At 74.6% G+C, this 16,250-nt stretch carries 17 protein-coding genes; 8 read left to right on the forward strand and 9 right to left on the reverse strand.

The features are described from left to right. Together DLJ47_RS24140 and DLJ47_RS24145 are read left to right on the forward strand one after the other, a co-directional pair. A partial coding sequence (locus DLJ47_RS24140) for a glycosyltransferase family 9 protein (protein WP_109903042.1) occupies nucleotides 1-732 on the forward strand: 732 nt, incomplete at its 5' end. Further along, a complete protein-coding gene (locus DLJ47_RS24145) occupies nucleotides 716-1,699 on the forward strand; it encodes a DNA topoisomerase IB (RefSeq protein WP_109903044.1) in 984 nt (327 codons plus the stop codon). The genes DLJ47_RS24140 and DLJ47_RS24145, both read left to right, overlap by 17 nt. A gap of 177 nt (nucleotides 1,700-1,876) precedes the next feature. Here the strand turns inward: DLJ47_RS24145 and DLJ47_RS24150 are convergent, their stop codons facing one another. The 3 genes from DLJ47_RS24150 to DLJ47_RS24160 all read right to left on the reverse strand — a co-directional run bounded on the left by DLJ47_RS24150 (nucleotide 1,877) and on the right by DLJ47_RS24160 (nucleotide 4,879). Then, nucleotides 1,877-2,911, reverse strand: coding sequence for an AraC-like ligand-binding domain-containing protein (locus tag DLJ47_RS24150; RefSeq protein WP_109903046.1), 1,035 nt, complete (start codon nucleotides 2,909-2,911; stop codon nucleotides 1,877-1,879). A 90-nt stretch (nucleotides 2,912-3,001) separates the two neighbouring features. After that, the gene (locus tag DLJ47_RS24155) at nucleotides 3,002-4,006 is read right to left on the reverse strand and encodes an AraC-like ligand-binding domain-containing protein (RefSeq protein WP_109903048.1); all 1,005 of its coding nucleotides are present in this window, start codon (nucleotides 4,004-4,006) and stop codon (nucleotides 3,002-3,004) included. 120 nt (nucleotides 4,007-4,126) lie between these two features. Beyond that, nucleotides 4,127-4,879 carry a TetR/AcrR family transcriptional regulator gene (locus tag DLJ47_RS24160; protein WP_109903050.1) on the reverse strand — a complete coding sequence of 251 codons (753 nt, stop codon included), beginning with the start codon at nucleotides 4,877-4,879 and terminating at the stop codon, nucleotides 4,127-4,129. A gap of 97 nt (nucleotides 4,880-4,976) precedes the next feature. On the opposite strand from DLJ47_RS24160, the gene DLJ47_RS24165 reads away from it, so the two are divergent. Both DLJ47_RS24165 and DLJ47_RS24170 read left to right on the forward strand, forming a co-directional pair. Next, a complete protein-coding gene (locus tag DLJ47_RS24165) occupies nucleotides 4,977-5,939 on the forward strand; it encodes an ATP-binding cassette domain-containing protein (protein ID WP_109903052.1) in 963 nt (320 codons plus the stop codon). Then, nucleotides 5,932-6,696: an ABC transporter permease gene (locus DLJ47_RS24170; RefSeq protein ID WP_109903054.1), complete on the forward strand. Its 765-nt coding sequence runs from the start codon at nucleotides 5,932-5,934 to the stop codon at nucleotides 6,694-6,696. Before DLJ47_RS24165 ends, DLJ47_RS24170 begins: the two co-directional genes overlap by 8 nt. A 62-nt stretch (nucleotides 6,697-6,758) precedes the next feature. On the opposite strand, the gene DLJ47_RS24175 is transcribed toward DLJ47_RS24170, so the two are convergent. The 4 genes from DLJ47_RS24175 to DLJ47_RS37535 all read right to left on the reverse strand — a co-directional run bounded on the left by DLJ47_RS24175 (nucleotide 6,759) and on the right by DLJ47_RS37535 (nucleotide 10,195). Continuing rightward, nucleotides 6,759-7,262, reverse strand: coding sequence for a hypothetical protein (locus DLJ47_RS24175; RefSeq protein ID WP_109903056.1), 504 nt, complete (start codon nucleotides 7,260-7,262; stop codon nucleotides 6,759-6,761). A gap of 70 nt (nucleotides 7,263-7,332) precedes the next feature. After that, nucleotides 7,333-8,964, reverse strand: coding sequence for a RecQ family ATP-dependent DNA helicase (locus tag DLJ47_RS24180; protein WP_109903058.1), 1,632 nt, complete (start codon nucleotides 8,962-8,964; stop codon nucleotides 7,333-7,335). 61 nt (nucleotides 8,965-9,025) lie between these two features. Continuing rightward, on the reverse strand, nucleotides 9,026-9,976 hold the full coding sequence (locus DLJ47_RS24185; RefSeq protein ID WP_109903060.1) for a TIGR03557 family F420-dependent LLM class oxidoreductase: 951 nt from the start codon (nucleotides 9,974-9,976) through the stop codon (nucleotides 9,026-9,028). 96 nt (nucleotides 9,977-10,072) lie between these two features. Further along, a complete protein-coding gene (locus tag DLJ47_RS37535; protein WP_255562330.1) occupies nucleotides 10,073-10,195 on the reverse strand; it encodes a hypothetical protein in 123 nt (40 codons plus the stop codon). Nucleotides 10,196-10,332: 137 nt separating this feature from the next. Here DLJ47_RS37535 and DLJ47_RS24190 point away from each other — a divergent pair, with 137 nt between their 5' ends. Beyond that, the gene (locus DLJ47_RS24190) at nucleotides 10,333-11,829 is read left to right on the forward strand and encodes a glycoside hydrolase family 3 protein (protein WP_109903062.1); all 1,497 of its coding nucleotides are present in this window, start codon (nucleotides 10,333-10,335) and stop codon (nucleotides 11,827-11,829) included. 174 nt (nucleotides 11,830-12,003) lie between these two features. Here DLJ47_RS24190 and DLJ47_RS24195 read toward each other — a convergent pair whose 3' ends face one another. Beyond that, nucleotides 12,004-12,291, reverse strand: a complete 288-nt coding sequence (locus DLJ47_RS24195) for a GNAT family N-acetyltransferase (RefSeq protein ID WP_109903064.1) — start codon at nucleotides 12,289-12,291, stop codon at nucleotides 12,004-12,006. Then, nucleotides 12,288-13,514: a cysteine desulfurase-like protein gene (locus tag DLJ47_RS24200; protein ID WP_109903066.1), complete on the reverse strand. Its 1,227-nt coding sequence runs from the start codon at nucleotides 13,512-13,514 to the stop codon at nucleotides 12,288-12,290. Before DLJ47_RS24200 ends, DLJ47_RS24195 begins: the two co-directional genes overlap by 4 nt. Nucleotides 13,515-13,633: 119 nt before the next feature. Here DLJ47_RS24200 and DLJ47_RS24205 point away from each other — a divergent pair, with 119 nt between their 5' ends. The 3 genes from DLJ47_RS24205 to DLJ47_RS24215 all read left to right on the forward strand — a co-directional run bounded on the left by DLJ47_RS24205 (nucleotide 13,634) and on the right by DLJ47_RS24215 (nucleotide 16,162). Next, nucleotides 13,634-14,002 carry a hypothetical protein gene (locus DLJ47_RS24205; RefSeq protein WP_109903068.1) on the forward strand — a complete coding sequence of 123 codons (369 nt, stop codon included), beginning with the start codon at nucleotides 13,634-13,636 and terminating at the stop codon, nucleotides 14,000-14,002. A 62-nt stretch (nucleotides 14,003-14,064) separates the two neighbouring features. After that, the gene (locus DLJ47_RS24210; RefSeq protein ID WP_109903070.1) at nucleotides 14,065-14,886 is read left to right on the forward strand and encodes a DUF1206 domain-containing protein; all 822 of its coding nucleotides are present in this window, start codon (nucleotides 14,065-14,067) and stop codon (nucleotides 14,884-14,886) included. Nucleotides 14,887-14,965: 79 nt separating this feature from the next. Then, a complete protein-coding gene (locus tag DLJ47_RS24215) occupies nucleotides 14,966-16,162 on the forward strand; it encodes a mechanosensitive ion channel family protein (RefSeq protein ID WP_109903072.1) in 1,197 nt (398 codons plus the stop codon). Nucleotides 16,163-16,250 lie beyond the last annotated feature (88 nt).

Genomic DNA, 16,250 nt, shown 5'->3' on the forward strand with positions numbered 1-16,250 from the left:
CTGCACGGCCGCGGACCCCAGTCGCACCGACTCCTGCTCGCCACCCGACCCCGCCGGCTGCTCGCGTACGCCCACCCCGACGCCGGACACCACGACGGCCCGCACTGGCGCGACGACGACCACGAAATCGACCGCTGGTGCCGCCTGCTGGCCTGGTACGACATCCCCACCGACCGCACCGACCTCGCCCTGCACCGCCCACCACCGGACGGCATCCCGACCGGCGTCACCGTGCTGCACCCGGGCTCCAAGATCGTGGCGAAACGATGGCCACCCGAGCGGTTCGCCGCGCTGGCCCGCGAGCTGACCGACCGCGGGCACCGGGTAATGGTGACCGGCAGCGCCGACGAGCGGGGCGTCGCCGGGCGGGTCGCGCGGCTGGCCGGGCTGCCCGCCGACGCGGTGCTGGCCGGCGAGACCGACCTCGGCGACCTCGCCGCCCTGGTCGCGTACGCCCGGCTGGTGGTCAGCGGCGACACCGGCGTGGCGCACCTGGCCACCGGCTACCGCACCGCGTCGGTGGTGCTGTTCGGTCCGGTGGCCCCGGCCCGATGGGGGCCGCCGGCGGACCGGCCGTGGCACCGGGTGATCTGGGCCGTGAGCAGGGATAACCCGGCATGGGACGGGGTAGGAAGCCACCCGACGTTGGCGGCCGTCGGTGTCGACGAGGTGCTGGCCGCCGTGGACGAGGTGGAACGGGCGGTGCGGGTCTCCGGTGCGGTTGCGGCGTAGTGATCCGGGCAGGCCGGGGTACGGGCGTCGCCGGCGCGGCAAGGGCTGGCTCTTTCTCGACCCGGCCGGCGAGCCGGTCCGTGACCCCGACCAGCTGGCCCGGCTGCGTGAGCTGGTCATCCCGCCGGCCTGGCAGGACGTCTGGATCTCGCCGTACCCCAACGGGCACATCCAGGCGACCGGCGTCGACGCGGCCGGGCGCAAGCAGTACCTCTACCACCCGGTCTGGCGGCAGCGGCGGGACGAGGCGAAGTTCGACCACGTGCTGGAGGTGGCCCGCCGGCTGCCGGTGCTGCGCAAGCGGGTGACGGAGGACCTGCACTGCCGGGGCCTCTGCCGGGACCGGGTGCTGGCCACGGTCACCCGGCTGCTGGACATGGGCATGTTCCGGGTCGGCAGCGACCAGTACGCGGCCGGTGACGACCCCACCTTCGGGGTGGCCACCCTGCGACCGGAGCACGCCCGGTCCCGGGGCGGCTGCGTGGTCTTCGAGTTCCCGGCCAAGGGCGGCATCGAGCAGGTCCGCCGGATCGACGACCCGGAGCTGTGCCGGGTGCTGACCAACCTGCGCCGCCGGCGCCGCCGGGCGGACCGGCTCTTCGGCTACTGGGACGGCCGGGACTGGCGGGACGTGCGCAGCGACGAGGTCAACGACTACCTGCGCGACGCCAGCGGCGGGGAGATGACCGCCAAGGACTTCCGTACCTGGCACGCCACCGTGCTGGCGGCCACCCAGCTCGCCACGGCCGGGGCGCAGCGCTCCGCCACCGCTCGCAAGCGGGCGGTGGCCGGGGTGATGCGTGAGGTCGCCGAGCTGCTCGGCAACACCCCGACGGTGGCTCGCACGTCGTACGTGGACCCGCGGGTGGTCGACCTCTACCACGATGGCGTGCTGGTCCGGGTGGAGCGCGACGCGCCGCGCGAGGACGCCGAGCGGGTGGTGCTGGAGCTGTTGGAGGAGGCCTGACCGGCTCCGCCGACGGTCCTGGGGGAGGCTCGGCGGAGCCGGGGGTCAGGACGTCCCTCCGGACGAGACACCGGGCGACCGCCCGCCGCCGCCACGGACGGCGGGCGCCTCGCCACGGCCCCCGTTCGCGGACGACCGCGCCGGGCGGCAGCGCCGGCGGGTCGACCGCGTCAGGGCTCAGTCTGCCGGGTCCGAGTTGACCGCGGACGCCGAGCTGTTGACGATCCGTGCCGGCTCGGCCCGCGCGCTGCGCCAGGTCTGCGGCGCCATCCCGTGGGCGGCCCGGAACACCCGACTGAAGTGGGCCTTGTCGGGGAACCCCCAGCGCGCCGCGATGGCCTGGATCGGCTGCTGGCGCAGGGCCGGGTCGAGCAGGTCGTGGCGGCAGCGGGCCAGCCGCAGGTCGCGCACGTACCCGGCGACCGTGGACTCCTCGGCCTCGAAGAGCCGGTGCAGCGTCCGCAGCGAGATGTGGTGGGCGTCCGCGATGACCTGGGGGCTCAGCGTCGCGTCGCCGAGGTGCCGCTGGACGTACGCCTGGATCTGGGTGAGCAGGGCCCGGCGGCGCACCTCGGCCGGGACGGCGTCCTCGGCCACCAGGTGCCGGCCGAGCATGGTGGACGCCAGGTCGAGGCCGATGGTGCCGAGCCGGGCGGCGTCGCTGGCGTGGTACTGCTCGGGGTGGGTGGTCACCTGGAGCAGGTACTGGGCCAGCAGCGCGCCGATCCCGTCGGTGCCGGACATCCGGCCGCCGAGCAGTGGGCTCAGCCGCTGCGGGGGGAGCGGCAGCGCGCTGTGCGGGATGATCGCCACGACCGAGTTCGCCAGCCACCGCCCATCGTCCGTGCCGTGGTGGCTGACGTCGTGCGGGCGGGAGCCGTCGTAGAAGGTGAACTCGCCCGGCCGCAGGGTGCTGCGCCGGCCGGCCTGACTGGCCGCGCTCTCGCCGTCCACGGTCAGCGCCAGCAGGTAGCACTCCGGGTCCGACTGGCGGACCAGCTTGCCGGTGCGGGTGGCGTCCAGCGAGGGGTACCGGTAGGTGGCCAGCTGGATCGGCCCCAGGTCGACGAACTCGGCCCGGGCCGGGAAGTCGTGCGTGTGCTCGGTGCGGATCCGCAGCGGCGCGGTGGAGCGCGCGACCAGGTCGAGCCACATGCCGAACCGGTCGGCCGGCGCCACCTGCGTGGTGTCGACGGTGCTCTGGTGCAGCATCCGCTCCTCCTCCCGTGCGGCACCCCATTGTCCACACCGGGGCCACCCGCGCCGGGCCCGCTCCGGTTGACCATCCGTGCCGTCCGTCGGTCAGTCCGGCGGCGGCGAACCGCCCCGGCGCGACTCCCGGTACGCCCGCGGACTCAACCCGTACTCGGCCCGGAAGGTCCGGCTGAAGTGTGCCTTGTCGGTGAACCCCCAGCGCCGGGCGATGAGGTGGACCGGCTGCTGTCGCAGCAGCGGATCGGCCAGCTCGCGCCGGCACCGGTGCAGCCGGCGGGTCCGGATCAGGCCGGCCACCGTCTCGTCCTCGGCCTGGAAGAGCCGGTGCAGCGTGCGGAGCGAGACGTGGTGGGCGTCGGCGACCAGTTGCGGGCTCAGCGCCGGGTCGTCCAGGTGCCGCTCGATGAAGTCGCGGACCTGGCTCAGCAGCGCCCGCTGCCGGACGTCGACCGGCAACCGGTCCTCGACGTCGAGGTGGCGGGCCAGCAGGGCGGAGATCAGGCTCACGGTGACCTCGGCCAGGTACGGCGCGTCGGCCGGACGGAACTGCTCGGGATGGCCGGTGACGTGGTGCAGGTGCCGGGCCAGCAGCAGGCCCGGACCGTCCGAGCCGGACATCCGGGCCGCGCTGAGGTGGGCCACCCGGTCCGGGTCGAGCGGCAGCAGCGTACGCGGGACGACGGCCGTGACCGCGCCGGCCGGGTCGGGTCCGCCGGCCGCCCCGGCGTGCTCCAGCGTGTGCGGGCGGCCCCAGTCGATCAGGGTGAAGTCGCCGACCGGTATCGCGGCTCCGCGGCGGTTGGCGCTGATCGACGACCGCCCACTCACGGTCAGGGCGACCTGGAAGACCTCCGGATCCGCCTGGCGGATGAGCCGCGGGGTCCGCCGGCCGACCAGCGACTGGTACCGGAACCGGGTGAGCGCGATGGCGCCCAGGGCGACCGTGCGGGCCCGGCCGCGGAAGTCGTCGGCGTGGTCGCTGGTGAGGGCGACCGGCGCGGACGCCCGGCCGGCGAGTTCCACGAACAGCGGGAAGCGGTCGGCCGGTGACACCACCGTGGTGTCCACCATCTCGACCTGAAGTGCCGCCATCTGGATCTCCTCGCCTGGTCCCGGGACATTCTCGTCGAACCCGTCGGGCGGGGCCAGCCGGCCGGATCACCCGGGCCAGCCGGCCGGGCCAGCCGGCCGGGCCAGCCGGGCGGCCGGGACTCAGGCGGCGGACCGGGCCCGGACGAGGACCTCGATGCCGTCGAGCAAGCGGTCGAGGCCGAACCGCCACTCGGCGTCGAACTCCTCGGTGTCCTCGACGACCTCCTCGGTGAGCAGTTGCCGGATCTCCGGGTAGGAGCCGCTCCGGGTGAGTCGTTCCAACCGCTGCCAGTAGCGCACGCCCAACTCCTCGGGGCTCTGCCCGGCCCGGGCCGCCGCCTCGGCGAGGTCGGCGGTGAGCGTCGCCCAGTTGCGGGCGTACCCGCTGACCAGCAGGACGGTGGAGACCCGCTCGTCGGCGCGCAGGCCGGTGCCGCGCAGCGCGGCCAGCCCGTGCTCCAGCCAGCGCACCCCGTTCGGGCCCATCGGCGGGCCGCCGACCGGCACGTGCCGGATCCACGGGTGCCGCCGGATGGCCTCGATGTTCCCGGCGGCCCACCGGGCCAGCGCCGGCCGCCACCCCTCGTCCGGCCGGCGGGGCTCCGGCGGTGCCCCGTACGCGGCGTCCGCCATCAGGTCGAGCAGGTCGAGCTTGGCCGGCACGTAGCGGTAGAGCGACATGGTCGCCACGCCCAGTTCGCTCGCCACCCGGCTCATCGACACCGCGGCGAGACCGTCGGCCTCGGCGACCTTGATGCCGGCGGCGAGCACCTGCTCCAGGGTGAGGCTCCGCTTCGGCCCCTTGCCGGGGCGTTCGCGTAGGCCCCAGGCGAGCTCGATGCTCTCGGGCAGGTCGACGTCGGAGTCGCTCATCCTCACCTCTCGGTCCGGGCTTGACCGCCATCCTAGCTTCTGCGTATGGTCTACGCAGTAAAGCGTATGCCATACGCAGAACACGGAGGGTGAGACAATGACAGCGCCTCCGGCGGTGGAGACCGTCGACCTCTGCAAGTCGTACGGCGGCGTCGCCGTACTCGACCGGCTGACCATGCGGGTCGCCCGGGGCACCGTCCACGCGCTGCTCGGCCCGAACGGGGCGGGCAAGACCACCACGGTGCGGATCCTGGCCACCCTGACCGCGCCGGACGGCGGCACCGCCCGGGTGGACGGGCACGACGTGGTCCGTGAGCAGCGGCGGGTACGGCGGGTGATCAGCCTCGCCGGCCAGCACGCGGCGGTCGACGACGGCCAGACCGGCCGGGAGAACCTGGAGATGATGGCCCGGCTGACCGGGCGGAGCCGGGCGGGGGCCCGCCGACGGGCGGACGAACTGCTGGAGCGGTTCGACCTGGTCGACGCGGCCGGCCGCCGGGTGGCCACCTACTCCGGCGGGATGCGCCGCCGGCTCGACCTGGCCGCCAGCCTGGTCGGCGAACCCTCGGTGATCTTCCTCGACGAGCCGACCACCGGGCTGGACCCGCGCAGCCGGCAGGCGCTCTGGGACGTGGTCGGCGAACTGGCCGCGACCGGGGTGAGCGTGCTGCTCACCACCCAGTACCTGGAGGAGGCCGACCGGCTCGCCGACCGGGTAGCGGTGCTGCACGGCGGCCGGCTCGCCGCCGAGGGCACCGCTGCCGAGCTGAAGCGGCGGTACGGGGCGCAGCGCCTGCAGCTGACCCTGCGCGACGCGGCCAGCTTCGCCGCGGTCGACCGGGGGCTCGGCGACCGGGTGACCCATCGGGACCCGGCCCGGCGGGAACTGGAGGTGGCCACCGACGGCAGCGCGCCGGGCATCCGCGACCTGCTCGACGAGGTTGACCCGGACCGGCGGGCGGTGTCCGCGTTCACCGTGCGCAGCGCCACCCTCGACGACGTCTTCCTCACCCTCACCGGGCGACCGGTGACCGCCGACCGGGAGGTCGCCCATGTCTGAGCTGACCGCGCGGCGCGCCGGCACCACCGTGATGATCGGCCGCTGCGTACGGCTGTCCCGCCGCAACGTCGACGCGCTGCTCACGTCGCTGCTGCTGCCGGTGATCCTGATGGTGCTCTTCGTCTACCTCTTCGGCGGCGCGATCGACACCGGCACCGCGTACGTCACCTACGTGGTCCCCGGCGTGCTGCTGCTCTGCGCCGGCTTCGGCGCGGCCGGCACGGCGGTGAGCGTGACCACCGACCTCACCAGCGGGGTGGTGGAGCGGTTCCGCACCATGGACGTCAGCGCCACCGCGATCCTCGCCGGCCACGTGGTGGCCAGCGTGGCGCGCAACCTGGTCTCCACCGTGCTGGTGCTCGCGGTCGCGGTCGCCATCGGCTTCCGGCCGACCCGCGACCCGCTGAACTGGCTGGCCGCCCTCGGCGTGCTGCTGCTGTTCCTGCTGGCCGTCTCCTGGCTGTCGGCGGCGTTCGGGCTGCTGGCCCGCACGCCGGAGGCCGCCAGCGGGTACACCTTCCTGGTGATGTTCCTGCCCTACCCGAGCAGCGCGTTCGTGCCGGTGGAGACGATGCCGGGCTGGCTGCGCGGGTTCGCCGACCACCAGCCGGTCACCCCGGTCATCGAGACGCTGCGGGCGCTGCTGCTGGACACCCCGGCCGGCTCCGCGCCGGCCCGGGCGGTGGCCTGGTGCCTCGGCATCCTGCTGGTCGCGATGGCGCTCGCCGCGGTGCTGTTCCGGCGGCGGGTCGGCTGAGCCGGAGTACGCACGACGGCGGCGCCGGACCCTGGTCCGGCGCCGCCTGCGTACGTGTCCGGTCAGTCGTTGAGGACCTGCGCGAGCCGGTCCCGGAACCGCCGCTCGGAGGGGCTGACCACGTCCCCGCCGAGGCCCAGGATGCCGCCGGTGGACGCCGCGCCCACCACCTGGTCGGCGATCTCCACCAGCCAGTGCTTGTACGCCCCGGCCTGCCCCTCGTCCACCCGCTGGGCCAGCAGCGCGGCGGCGGCCTTCGCCCGGGCCAGCACGTCGTCGATCATCGCCCGCGGGTCCGCCGGCTCGATGACCGGCAGTTCCTCGCCGGCCTCCGGGTCGCCGACCCGGGTGACGATCTCGCCGGCCACCGCCGCGACCAGCGGGCTGGCCGACTCGCGGCCGGCCGACACGGTCTCCAGCCCGGCCGCGTTCTCGGCCCTGGTGCGCCGGGTGCCGTCCGACTCGGCGGCGCTCGCCGCGGTCAGCACCGACTGCGGCAGGCCGACCAGCAGCCCCCACTCCTCGTCGGAGAAACCGAACCCGGTGTACGCCGGCTGCTCGATCACGGCAACGCCCCTTCCGCCTGTCCTGCTCGTCGTTCACGTCCGTGGGCCCGGCGACGGCGCCCGGCCCAGGCTAGTCCAGTGTCAACAGGCCCTGTTCGGACACCACGCTGACCGACAGGGTCTTGTACCCCACCTCGTCGAAGAGAACCGTCATCCGGTCGTCGTCGTAGCTGAGCACCAGCCCGGGCCCCCACTCCGGGTGGCGCACCTGGCTGTGCACCGGGAACGGCCCGACCGCCCCGTTGTCCGGCGTGCTGGTGCCGGCGTGGCAGTTGTCGCAGTGCCCGCACACCTGGGTCATCTGCTCGCCGAAGTAGGCCAGCAGGGTCTGTCCCCGGCACGCGGTGGTCTCGGCGAAGGCCCGCATCATGTCGGTCCGGGACCGGGTGACGCTCTGCTGCCGCTCCGCCTCGGCCAGGGCGGCCGCCGCCGCGTCGACCGGGGTGGGCGAGTAGCGGGGCGCGCCGATCCGCTGCCGGCCGCGCGGCTCGGCCGCGCCGACCTGCTCCAGCAGGGCCAGGTACTGGCCGAGCTTGCGCGGCCCGAGGCCGGTCAGCTCGCGCAGTTCCTTCTTGCTGGTCGGCTTGCGGCGCAGCAGCGCGGCCAGGTCCCGCAGCTCGGTGGCGTCGGGCAGGCCGCCGGTGAAGAACCGCTGCAGCCCGACGTCCTCGGCCTGCCAGAGCAGCAGCACCCGGGCCGGCTCGCCGTCCCGGCCGGCCCGGCCGATCTCCTGGAAGTAGCTGTCCGGCGAGTCGGGCAGTGCCATGTGGACCACCCAGGCGATGTTCGGCTTGTCGATGCCCATGCCGAACGCCGAGGTGGCCACCATGATCGGCACCCGGTCGGCGAGGAACGCCTCGTGCAGCTCGGCGCGGGCGCCGGCCGGCATGCCGCCGTGGTAGTACTGCGCCGGGAAACCGGCGTCGGTGAGCCGGGCGGCCAGCTCCTCGGCGGCGCGGCGGGTGGGCACGTAGCTGATGCCGGGTCGCTGGTCGTCGCGGAGCAGGGCGATCAACCGCCGCCACCGGTAGTCCTCGGTGGGGCAGTGGGCGACCTCCAGGAACAGGTTGGGCCGGTCCAGCCCGGAGACCACCACCTCGGGGTCGCGCAGCCGCAGCCGGGTGACGATGTCGTCGCGTACCGGCGGGGAGGCGGTGGCGGTCAGCGCGACCACCGACGGCCGGCCGATGCCCTCGACGAGGTGGCCGAGCGCCAGGTAGTCGGGGCGGAAGTCGTGGCCCCAGGCGGAGATGCAGTGCGCCTCGTCGATCGCCACCAGGCCCGGGCGCAGCGACCGCACCTCGGCCATCCGGTCCGGGTTGGCGAGCTGTTCCGGGGTGATGAAGAGGAACTCCGCCCGGCCCGCGCGGATCTCGGCGATCGCCTCGGCCTGCTGGGCGGGCGACTCGTCCGAGCTGATCCGCACCGCGCGCAGCTCCGGCCGCTGGCGTTCGTTGAGCGCCGCGATCTGGTCCTGTTGCAGGGCGAGCAGCGGGGAGATCACCACCGTCGGGCCGGGGATCAGGCTGGCCGGGATCTGGTAGATCGCCGACTTGCCGGCCCCGGTGGGCAGCACCACCAGGGCGTCGCGTCGCTTCATCACCGCGCGCATGGCGGCCAGTTGGTTGGGTCGCAGCGCGGTCCAGCCGAACAGGCTGCGCGCCGCGCGGCGCAACGTCCTCGAGTGCGTGGTCAGCTTCATCGAGGGCCGGAGGTACCCGGGCTGATCACCGGCGAAACGCCGGCCCGGGGTGGGCCGCGGGTCAGCGCAGCCGGGGGAGCACCTCGCGCTGGTAGAGGTCGAACAGGCCGGCGGAGTTCGGGCCGGTGTTGGCCACGTAGACCTCGTCGAAGCCGGCCTTGGCGTACTGGTCGATCATCTCCAGGTGCGCCTCGGCGCTGTTGCCGCAGAGGAAGGACTCCTTCATCATCTCCGGCTTGACCAGTTGGGCGGCCTGCTCGAAGTGCCGCGGCGAGGGGAGCACCTGGGACAGCTCGCCCGGCACCCCGGCGTTCGGCCACCGGTCGTACGCGATGCGCATCCCCTCCTCCTCGCTGTCCGCGTACGCGGCCTTGAAGCCGGCCTGGCACGGCTTGTCGCCCCCGCCGCCGTCGCGGAACCGGCGGACCAGTTCGGCGTCGGGCATGGTGCTGACGTAGCCGTCGCCGATCCGGGCCGCCAGGTCGACCGCCTTCGGGCCGAAGCCGGAGACGTAGACCTGCGGCGGGGTCTCCGGCAGCGTGTAGATCCGGGCGTGTTCGACCGTGTAGTGCCGGCCGTGGTGGTTGACGAAGCCGCCCCGCCACAGCTCGCGCATCACCGCGACCGCCTCCTCCAGCATCTCCAGCCGCACGTCGGTCTGCGGCCAGGCGTCACCGAGGATGTGCTCGTTGAGCGCCTCGCCGGAGCCCACACCGAGCACGAACCGCCCGGAGTGCAGCACCGCGCTGGTCGCCGCCGCCTGGGCGAGCACGGCCGGGTGGATGCGCACGGTCGGGCAGGCGACCGCGGTGGTCACCGGCAGCCGGCAGACCTGGCTGAGCGCGCCGATCATCGACCAGACGAAGGGGCTCTGCCCCTGCGCGTCCACCCACGGGTGGTAGTGGTCGGAGATCCACAGTCCCTGGAAGCCGGCCCGCTCGGCGCCGCGTGCCTGCTCCAGCAGCTCGGCCGGCGTGAACTCCTCACAGGACAGGAAGTATCCGATCTTCATCGTTCCCCCTCGCCGCGTCGCGGTCGCGCACCTGGTCGACGAGGGAACCGGTACCCCGGCGGTCGCCGCCCACACCCGTGGCGCCCGCGGCCGCGGTCAGCGCCGGAACATCGCCCGGATCGCGGCCAGCAGCAGCAGGCCGCCCACCACCACGCCGAGCAGGCGTACGCCGGGGACGTCGGCCGGGCTCGTCGCGTCGGCCAGCAGCGCGGGATCCATCCCCGCACTCTCCCCAGCCCGCGGCCGGAGGGCAACTGTAAGGTTTATTGACTATTTGACCGACCGGTGTGACCATGGCAGCACCGCCGGGTGGCGGGGCCGCCACGGGCGGTGCGGACGGGGGTACGGGGGGCTGCATGATCGAGCGAACGGGCAACCTGGCGGCACTGGCGTCCGCCGTCCTGCAGCCCGGATTCGTCGGCACCACCCCACCCCCCTGGATCTGCCGCTGGCTCGGCGAGGGCCTCGGCTCGGTGGTCCTCTTCGCCCGCAACGTGGTCGACCCGGCGCAGGTCGCCGCGCTCACCGCCACCCTGCGCGCCGAGCGGCCGGACGTCATCGTCGCGATCGACGAGGAGGCCGGCGACGTCACCCGGATCGAGTCCGGTCGGGGCAGCTCCCGCCCGGGCAACCACGCCCTGGGCGCGGTCGACGACCCGGCGCTGACCGAGGAGGTCGCCCGCGACCTGGGCGGGGAGCTGGCCGGGCTCGGCATCACCCTGGACTACGCCCCGGACGCCGACGTCAACTCCAACCCGGCGAACCCGGTGATCGGCGTCCGGTCGTTCGGCGCCGATCCGGCACTGGTCGCCCGGCACACCGCCGCCTGGGTCCGTGGCCTGCAGGCCGGCGGGGTGGCCGCCTGCGCCAAGCACTTTCCGGGGCACGGCGACACCCGGGTCGACTCGCACCACGACCTGCCCCGGATCACCGGTGACCGGGCCCGGCTGGACGCCGTGGAGCTGGCCCCGTTCCGGGCCGCGGTGGCCGCCGGGGTGCAGGCGGTGATGACCGGTCACCTGCTGGTTCCGGCGCTGGACCCGGAGCTGCCGGCCACCCTCAGCGACCGGATCCTCAGCGGCCTGCTCCGCGACGAGCTGGGCTTCAGCGGCGTGGTGGTGACCGACGCGGTCGAGATGCGCGCGGTCGCCGACCGGTACGGCTTCGCCGGCGCGGCGGTCCGCGCGCTCGCCGCCGGCGCCGACGCGATCTGCATCGGCGGTGAGCGGGCCGACGAGGCCGCGGCCCGGGAACTGCGGGACGCCATCGTCGCCGCGGTGGTCTCCGGCGAGCTGCCCGAGGAACGCCTCGCCGAGGCGGCCAAGCGGGTCGGTCAGCTCGCCGCCTGGACCGTCGCCGCCCGCGCCGACCGGCCGCCCCGGACCGCCACCGGCACCGAGGGCTCGGCCGTCGGGCAGGCCGCCGCCCGCCGGGCGCTGCGGGTCACCACCACCCCGGCGGGTCGGGACGCGCTGCCGCTGGCCGCCGCCGCGTACGTGGTGGAGCTCGAGCCGCCGCGCAACATCGCCATCGGCGCCGAGACCCCCTGGGGCATCGGCGCCCCGCTGGCCGACCGGCTGCCCGGCACCACCACCGTCCGCTATGCCGAGGCCACCGTGCCCGCCGACCCGACCGCCGCCGCGGGCGACCGGCCGGTCGTGCTGGTGGTGCGCGACCTGCACCGGCACGGTTGGATGCGGGCCGCGGTGGACCGGGCGCTGGCCGCCCGGCCGGACGCGGTGGTGGTGGAGCTGGGGGTGCCCGCCCTGGTCGCCGGGGCGGTGCACATCGCCACGCACGGCGCCACCCGGGCCGGCGCCCGCGCCGCCGCCGACCTGCTCGCCGGCCGCTGACAGCCGCCGGACGGCCGCGCCGACGGGGTCGACGTGCCGAGGCGGCGGGGTCCTACAGCGAACGAGCGTGATACCTCAGAGTCATCTTGATGACTCCGAGGTATCAGGCCGTCGGGCAACCTGTCGGTCGGAGACGACCCGCCCCGCCGCGCCGCCGGGGCGGAGCGGAGCCGGTCAGGGGCGGGCGACGACCAGGTCGTTGTACTCGGGGTGGCGGTCGATGAAGGCCGCCATGAACGGGCACTGCGGCACCACCCGGCCGCCGCGCTCGCGTAGCTGGTCCAGGGTCGCCCGGATCAGCGCCGCGCCGACACCCATGTTCTGGAACCGCGGTTCCACCTCGGTGTGGGTGAAGAGCAGCACCTCGCCGCGCGGGAGGTAGGCGGTGAACCCGGCCAGCGCGTCGTCGACCAGGATCTCGAAGCGGTGCTTGGCGGGATTGTCCTCGACCAGGGTGCTCACCCGGCCATTCTGCCCCCGCCGTCGGCCAGCCGGCCCAGTTCGGTGAGCAACCGGTCCACCTCGTCGGCGGTGTTGTAGTGGTAGATGCTGGCCCGCACCGCCCCGCCGCTGTCGCGCAGCCCGAGCGCCTGGAAGTACTCGTAGGCGTAGTAATCGCCGGCGGAGAGGCAGCAGCCCGCCGCACCCAGGGCGGCCTGGGTCCGGTCGGGGGAGAGCCCGTCGACCCGGAACGAGACCGTCGGGCAGCGGCGGGCCGGCGCGGCGAGCACCCGCACCCCGGGCAGCGCGGCCAGGCCGGCCAGCAACCGGTCCAGCAGCGACTCCTCGTACGCCTGGGCGGCGGCGAGGCTGGCCCGCAGCCGTTCCCGGCGGGTGCCGGTGGCGGCCGGGTCCAGCCCGGCCAGGTGGTCCACCGCGGCGGCGACCCCGGCCAGCAGCGGGAAGCTGGGGGTGCCGAACTCGAAGCGGTCCGGCACGGCGTCCGAGGAGGGCAGCAGCTTCGCCGGGCGCAGCCGCTCCCAGCGGGCCGGGTCGGCGGCCATCGCCGCCAGGTGCGGCCCGGACCACTTGTAGGCGCTGGTGACCAGGAAGTCCGCGCCCAGCGAGGCGAGGTCGGTGGGGCCGTGCGGCACCGCGTGCACCCCGTCGACGCAGACCAGGGCGCCCGCCGCGTGCGCGGTCTTGGCGATCGCGGCCACGTCCGGGACGGTGCCGACGGCGTTGCTGCCGGCGGTCACCGCGACCAGCCGGGTCCGCTCGCCGACCAGGTCGGCGTACTGGCCGGCGGGCAGTTCGCCGGTGTCCCGGTCGAACTCCGCCCAGCGCACGGTGGCGCCGGCCGCCTCGGCGGCCTGCACCCACGGGCGCACGTTCGCGTCGTGGTCGAGCCGGGAGACCACCACCTCGTCGCCCGGGCGCCAGTCGGCGCCGAGCGTACGGGCCAGGGTGTAGGTGAGCGCGGTCGCGCTCGGGCCGAGCACCACCCCGTCGGGTTCCGCGCCGAGCAGGTCGGCCACCGCGGCGCGGGCCGTCGCCACCTGCTCCAGCGACCGCCGGCCGGGGGTGAACGCGGCGCTGCGGTTGCCGGTCGCCGCCCGCATCGCCGCGGTCACCGCGTCGATCACCGGGCCGGCGGTCTGGGTGCCGCCGGCCCCGTCGAAGTGGACGAAGCCCTCGGCCAGGGCGGGGTAGGCGGCCCGGGTCCGGGCGATGTCGAACGGCATGCCCGGGACCCTAACCCGACCTGCGAGCAGCGGTCGCGCCGGCCGGAGCGGGGCCGGCGGGCCGGCGGGTTGATCACCGCGGGCGGCCGGGGTCGCCGGTGTCTCGTACCCTTGGCCGGGTGACGAACCGACGCGTTGACTTCCCGCTGACCCCCACCCGCCGGGCCGCCGGCCTGCTGGCCGGCCTGGCGCTCGGCGTCGCCGTGCTGGCCGGTTGCAGCTCCGACGGCGCCTCCACCGACTGCAGCATCGCTGGCTCCTGCACGGTCACGTTCGAACGCGGCGTCGACGCGAGTGCCAGCATCCTCGGGGTGGAGGCCAAGCTGGTCGGCGCCCAGGACGACCAGGTGACCATCGAGGTCGCCGGTGAGCAGGTCACCCTGCTCACCGGCCAGCAGGCCGCCGAGGTGGCCGGCTTGTCGGTCACCCTGGACAGCGTCACCGACCAGGAGGTCAAGATCCGCGTTTCGCAGGGTTCCGGCGGCTGACCCCGTTGCGGGTGGCGGTGGCCCGACGTTTGGAAATCTTCGCGTTCGGAGATTGTGGCGCCATGTCACTCACCTGGAACGCGGAAGCCACCGCCGCCCGTACGGCGAACAGCCGGTGGCTCGAACTACTGGCCCGGGTCGGTTTCATCGGCTACGGCATCGTGCACCTGCTCTTCGCCTGGTTGGCGCTGCAGATCGCGTTCGGCAACTCCGCCGACGACGGCGACCAGTCCGGCGCGCTGCGTACCCTCGCCGCCCAGCCGCTGGGCAGGTTCCTGGTCGTCGCGATCGCCGTCGGCCTGCTCGCCATGGCCATCTGGCAGGCCCTGGAGGCGGCCGTCGGGCACCGCGTCGAGCGGGGCAAGGAACGGGTCTGGGAGCGGCTGGCGTCGCTCGGCCGGACTCTCGTCTACCTCTACTTCGCCTGGACCGCCTACAAGGTGTTCTCCGACGCCGGCTCCAACAGCGCCGACCAGCAGGAGGCGCTCACCGGGCGGGCGATGGAGTCCAGCGGCGGCCGCTGGCTGGTCGGGCTGGCCGGGCTGGTGCTCGCCGCGATCGGCGTCGGTCTGGTGATCTACGGGCTCGTCAAGCGCTTCGAGAAGCACCTCAAGCTCGGCGAGATGCGGCCCCGCACCCGGCGGCTGGCCCGCCGGCTCGGCATCGCCGGCTACGTCGCCAAGGGCATCGCGTACGGCATCGCGGGCCTGCTGGTGATCGTGGCCGCGGTGAACTACGACCCGGAGAAGGCGCGCGGCCTGGACGCCGCGCTGCGTACCCTGCGCGAGCAGTCGTACGGCCAGGTGCTCCTCACCCTGGTCGCCCTCGGCATCGCCGCCTTCGGCATCTTCTGCTTCCTCCAGTCCCGCTACCGGAAGGTCTGAACTGGTCGATTTCGGGTCAGCCGGGCACCATTGGGCCTTTGCCCGTAGCACCACCGCCCGGTTGGAGGGAGTAGTACCTGTGCAGAGTTACCTGGGTACGGTCGTCGCCGCGCTCGCCGCGGCGGCGATCGCGCTCACCCTGGTCGAGGTGGTGCACCGGGTGATCCGCCGGCTCGGCCGGCGCTCGCTGCTGATGACCGAACTCACCGAGCACGCGCACCGACCGTTCCAGGTGGTGGCCACGGTGCTCGCGGTCCAGTTCGCCGTCCGGTTCAGCACCGGGTACGCGGTCGGCACCGACTGGCGGCAGGTGCTGCTGCACCTGCTGGTGCTCGCGGTGATCGCCAGCGTGGCCTGGCTGGTCGCCGCCCTGCTGGTGGTGGTGGAGGACACCGCGCTCGCCCGGTTCCGGGTCGACGTGCCGGACAACCGGCACGCCCGCCGGGTGCGGACCCAGGTGGTGATGCTGCGCCGGCTGACCATCGCGGTGATCGTGGTGCTGGCAGTCGGCGTGATGCTGATGACCTTCCCCAGCGTGCGCGGCATCGGCGCCGGCGTGCTGACCTCGGCCGGCGTCGCCGGTGTGGTCGCCGCGCTGGCCGCGCAGAGCCTGCTGGGCAACGTCTTCGCCGGCCTCCAGCTCGCCTTCAGCGACGCGGTACGCCTCGACGACGTGGTCGTCGTCGAGGGGGAGTGGGGCCGGATCGAGGAGCTGACCCTGACCTACGTGGTGGTCCAGATCTGGGACGACCGGCGGCTCATCCTGCCCACCTCGTACTTCACCAGCACCCCGTTCCAGAACTGGACCCGCACCGAGGCGGCGGTGCTGGGCACCGCCGAGTTCGACGTGGACTGGGCGATCCCGGTGCAGGCGATGCGGGAGGAGCTGCGCCGGCTGGTGGAGAGCAGCGACCTGTGGGACCGCCGGGTCTGCGTCCTCCAGGTGACCGATGCCACCGGCGGCACCATCACCGTCCGCGCGCTGGTCAGCGCCGCCGACGCGGGCAGCCTGTGGGACCTGCGCTGCCTGGTGCGCGAGCACCTGGTCGCCTGGGTGCGGGACCAGCGCCCGACCGCCCTGCCCCGGATGCGCGCCGAGGTCGGCGACGCCGGCGGCAGCCTGCCGTGGCAGTGGGTGCAGCCGCGCCGGCCGGTCCGCCGCCGGGTGGAGGGTGACCCGCCCGACGACGCCCGGGTGTTCGGCGGCAGCGACGACGGCGACGCGCGCAGCGAGGCGTTCGTCGGCCCGGAGGAACCGGTCGACGCCCGCCGCTGACCGCCACCGATCCCGACGAGCCCCCGGCCGCCCCGCGGCCGGGGGCTCGTCCGTGCGGCCCGGTCGTGACCTGACGGGGTGGGGGGCG

This window comes from Micromonospora sp. S4605 (genome assembly GCF_003176715.1).
Classification (GTDB): Bacteria; Actinomycetota; Actinomycetes; order Mycobacteriales; family Micromonosporaceae; genus Micromonospora; species Micromonospora echinaurantiaca.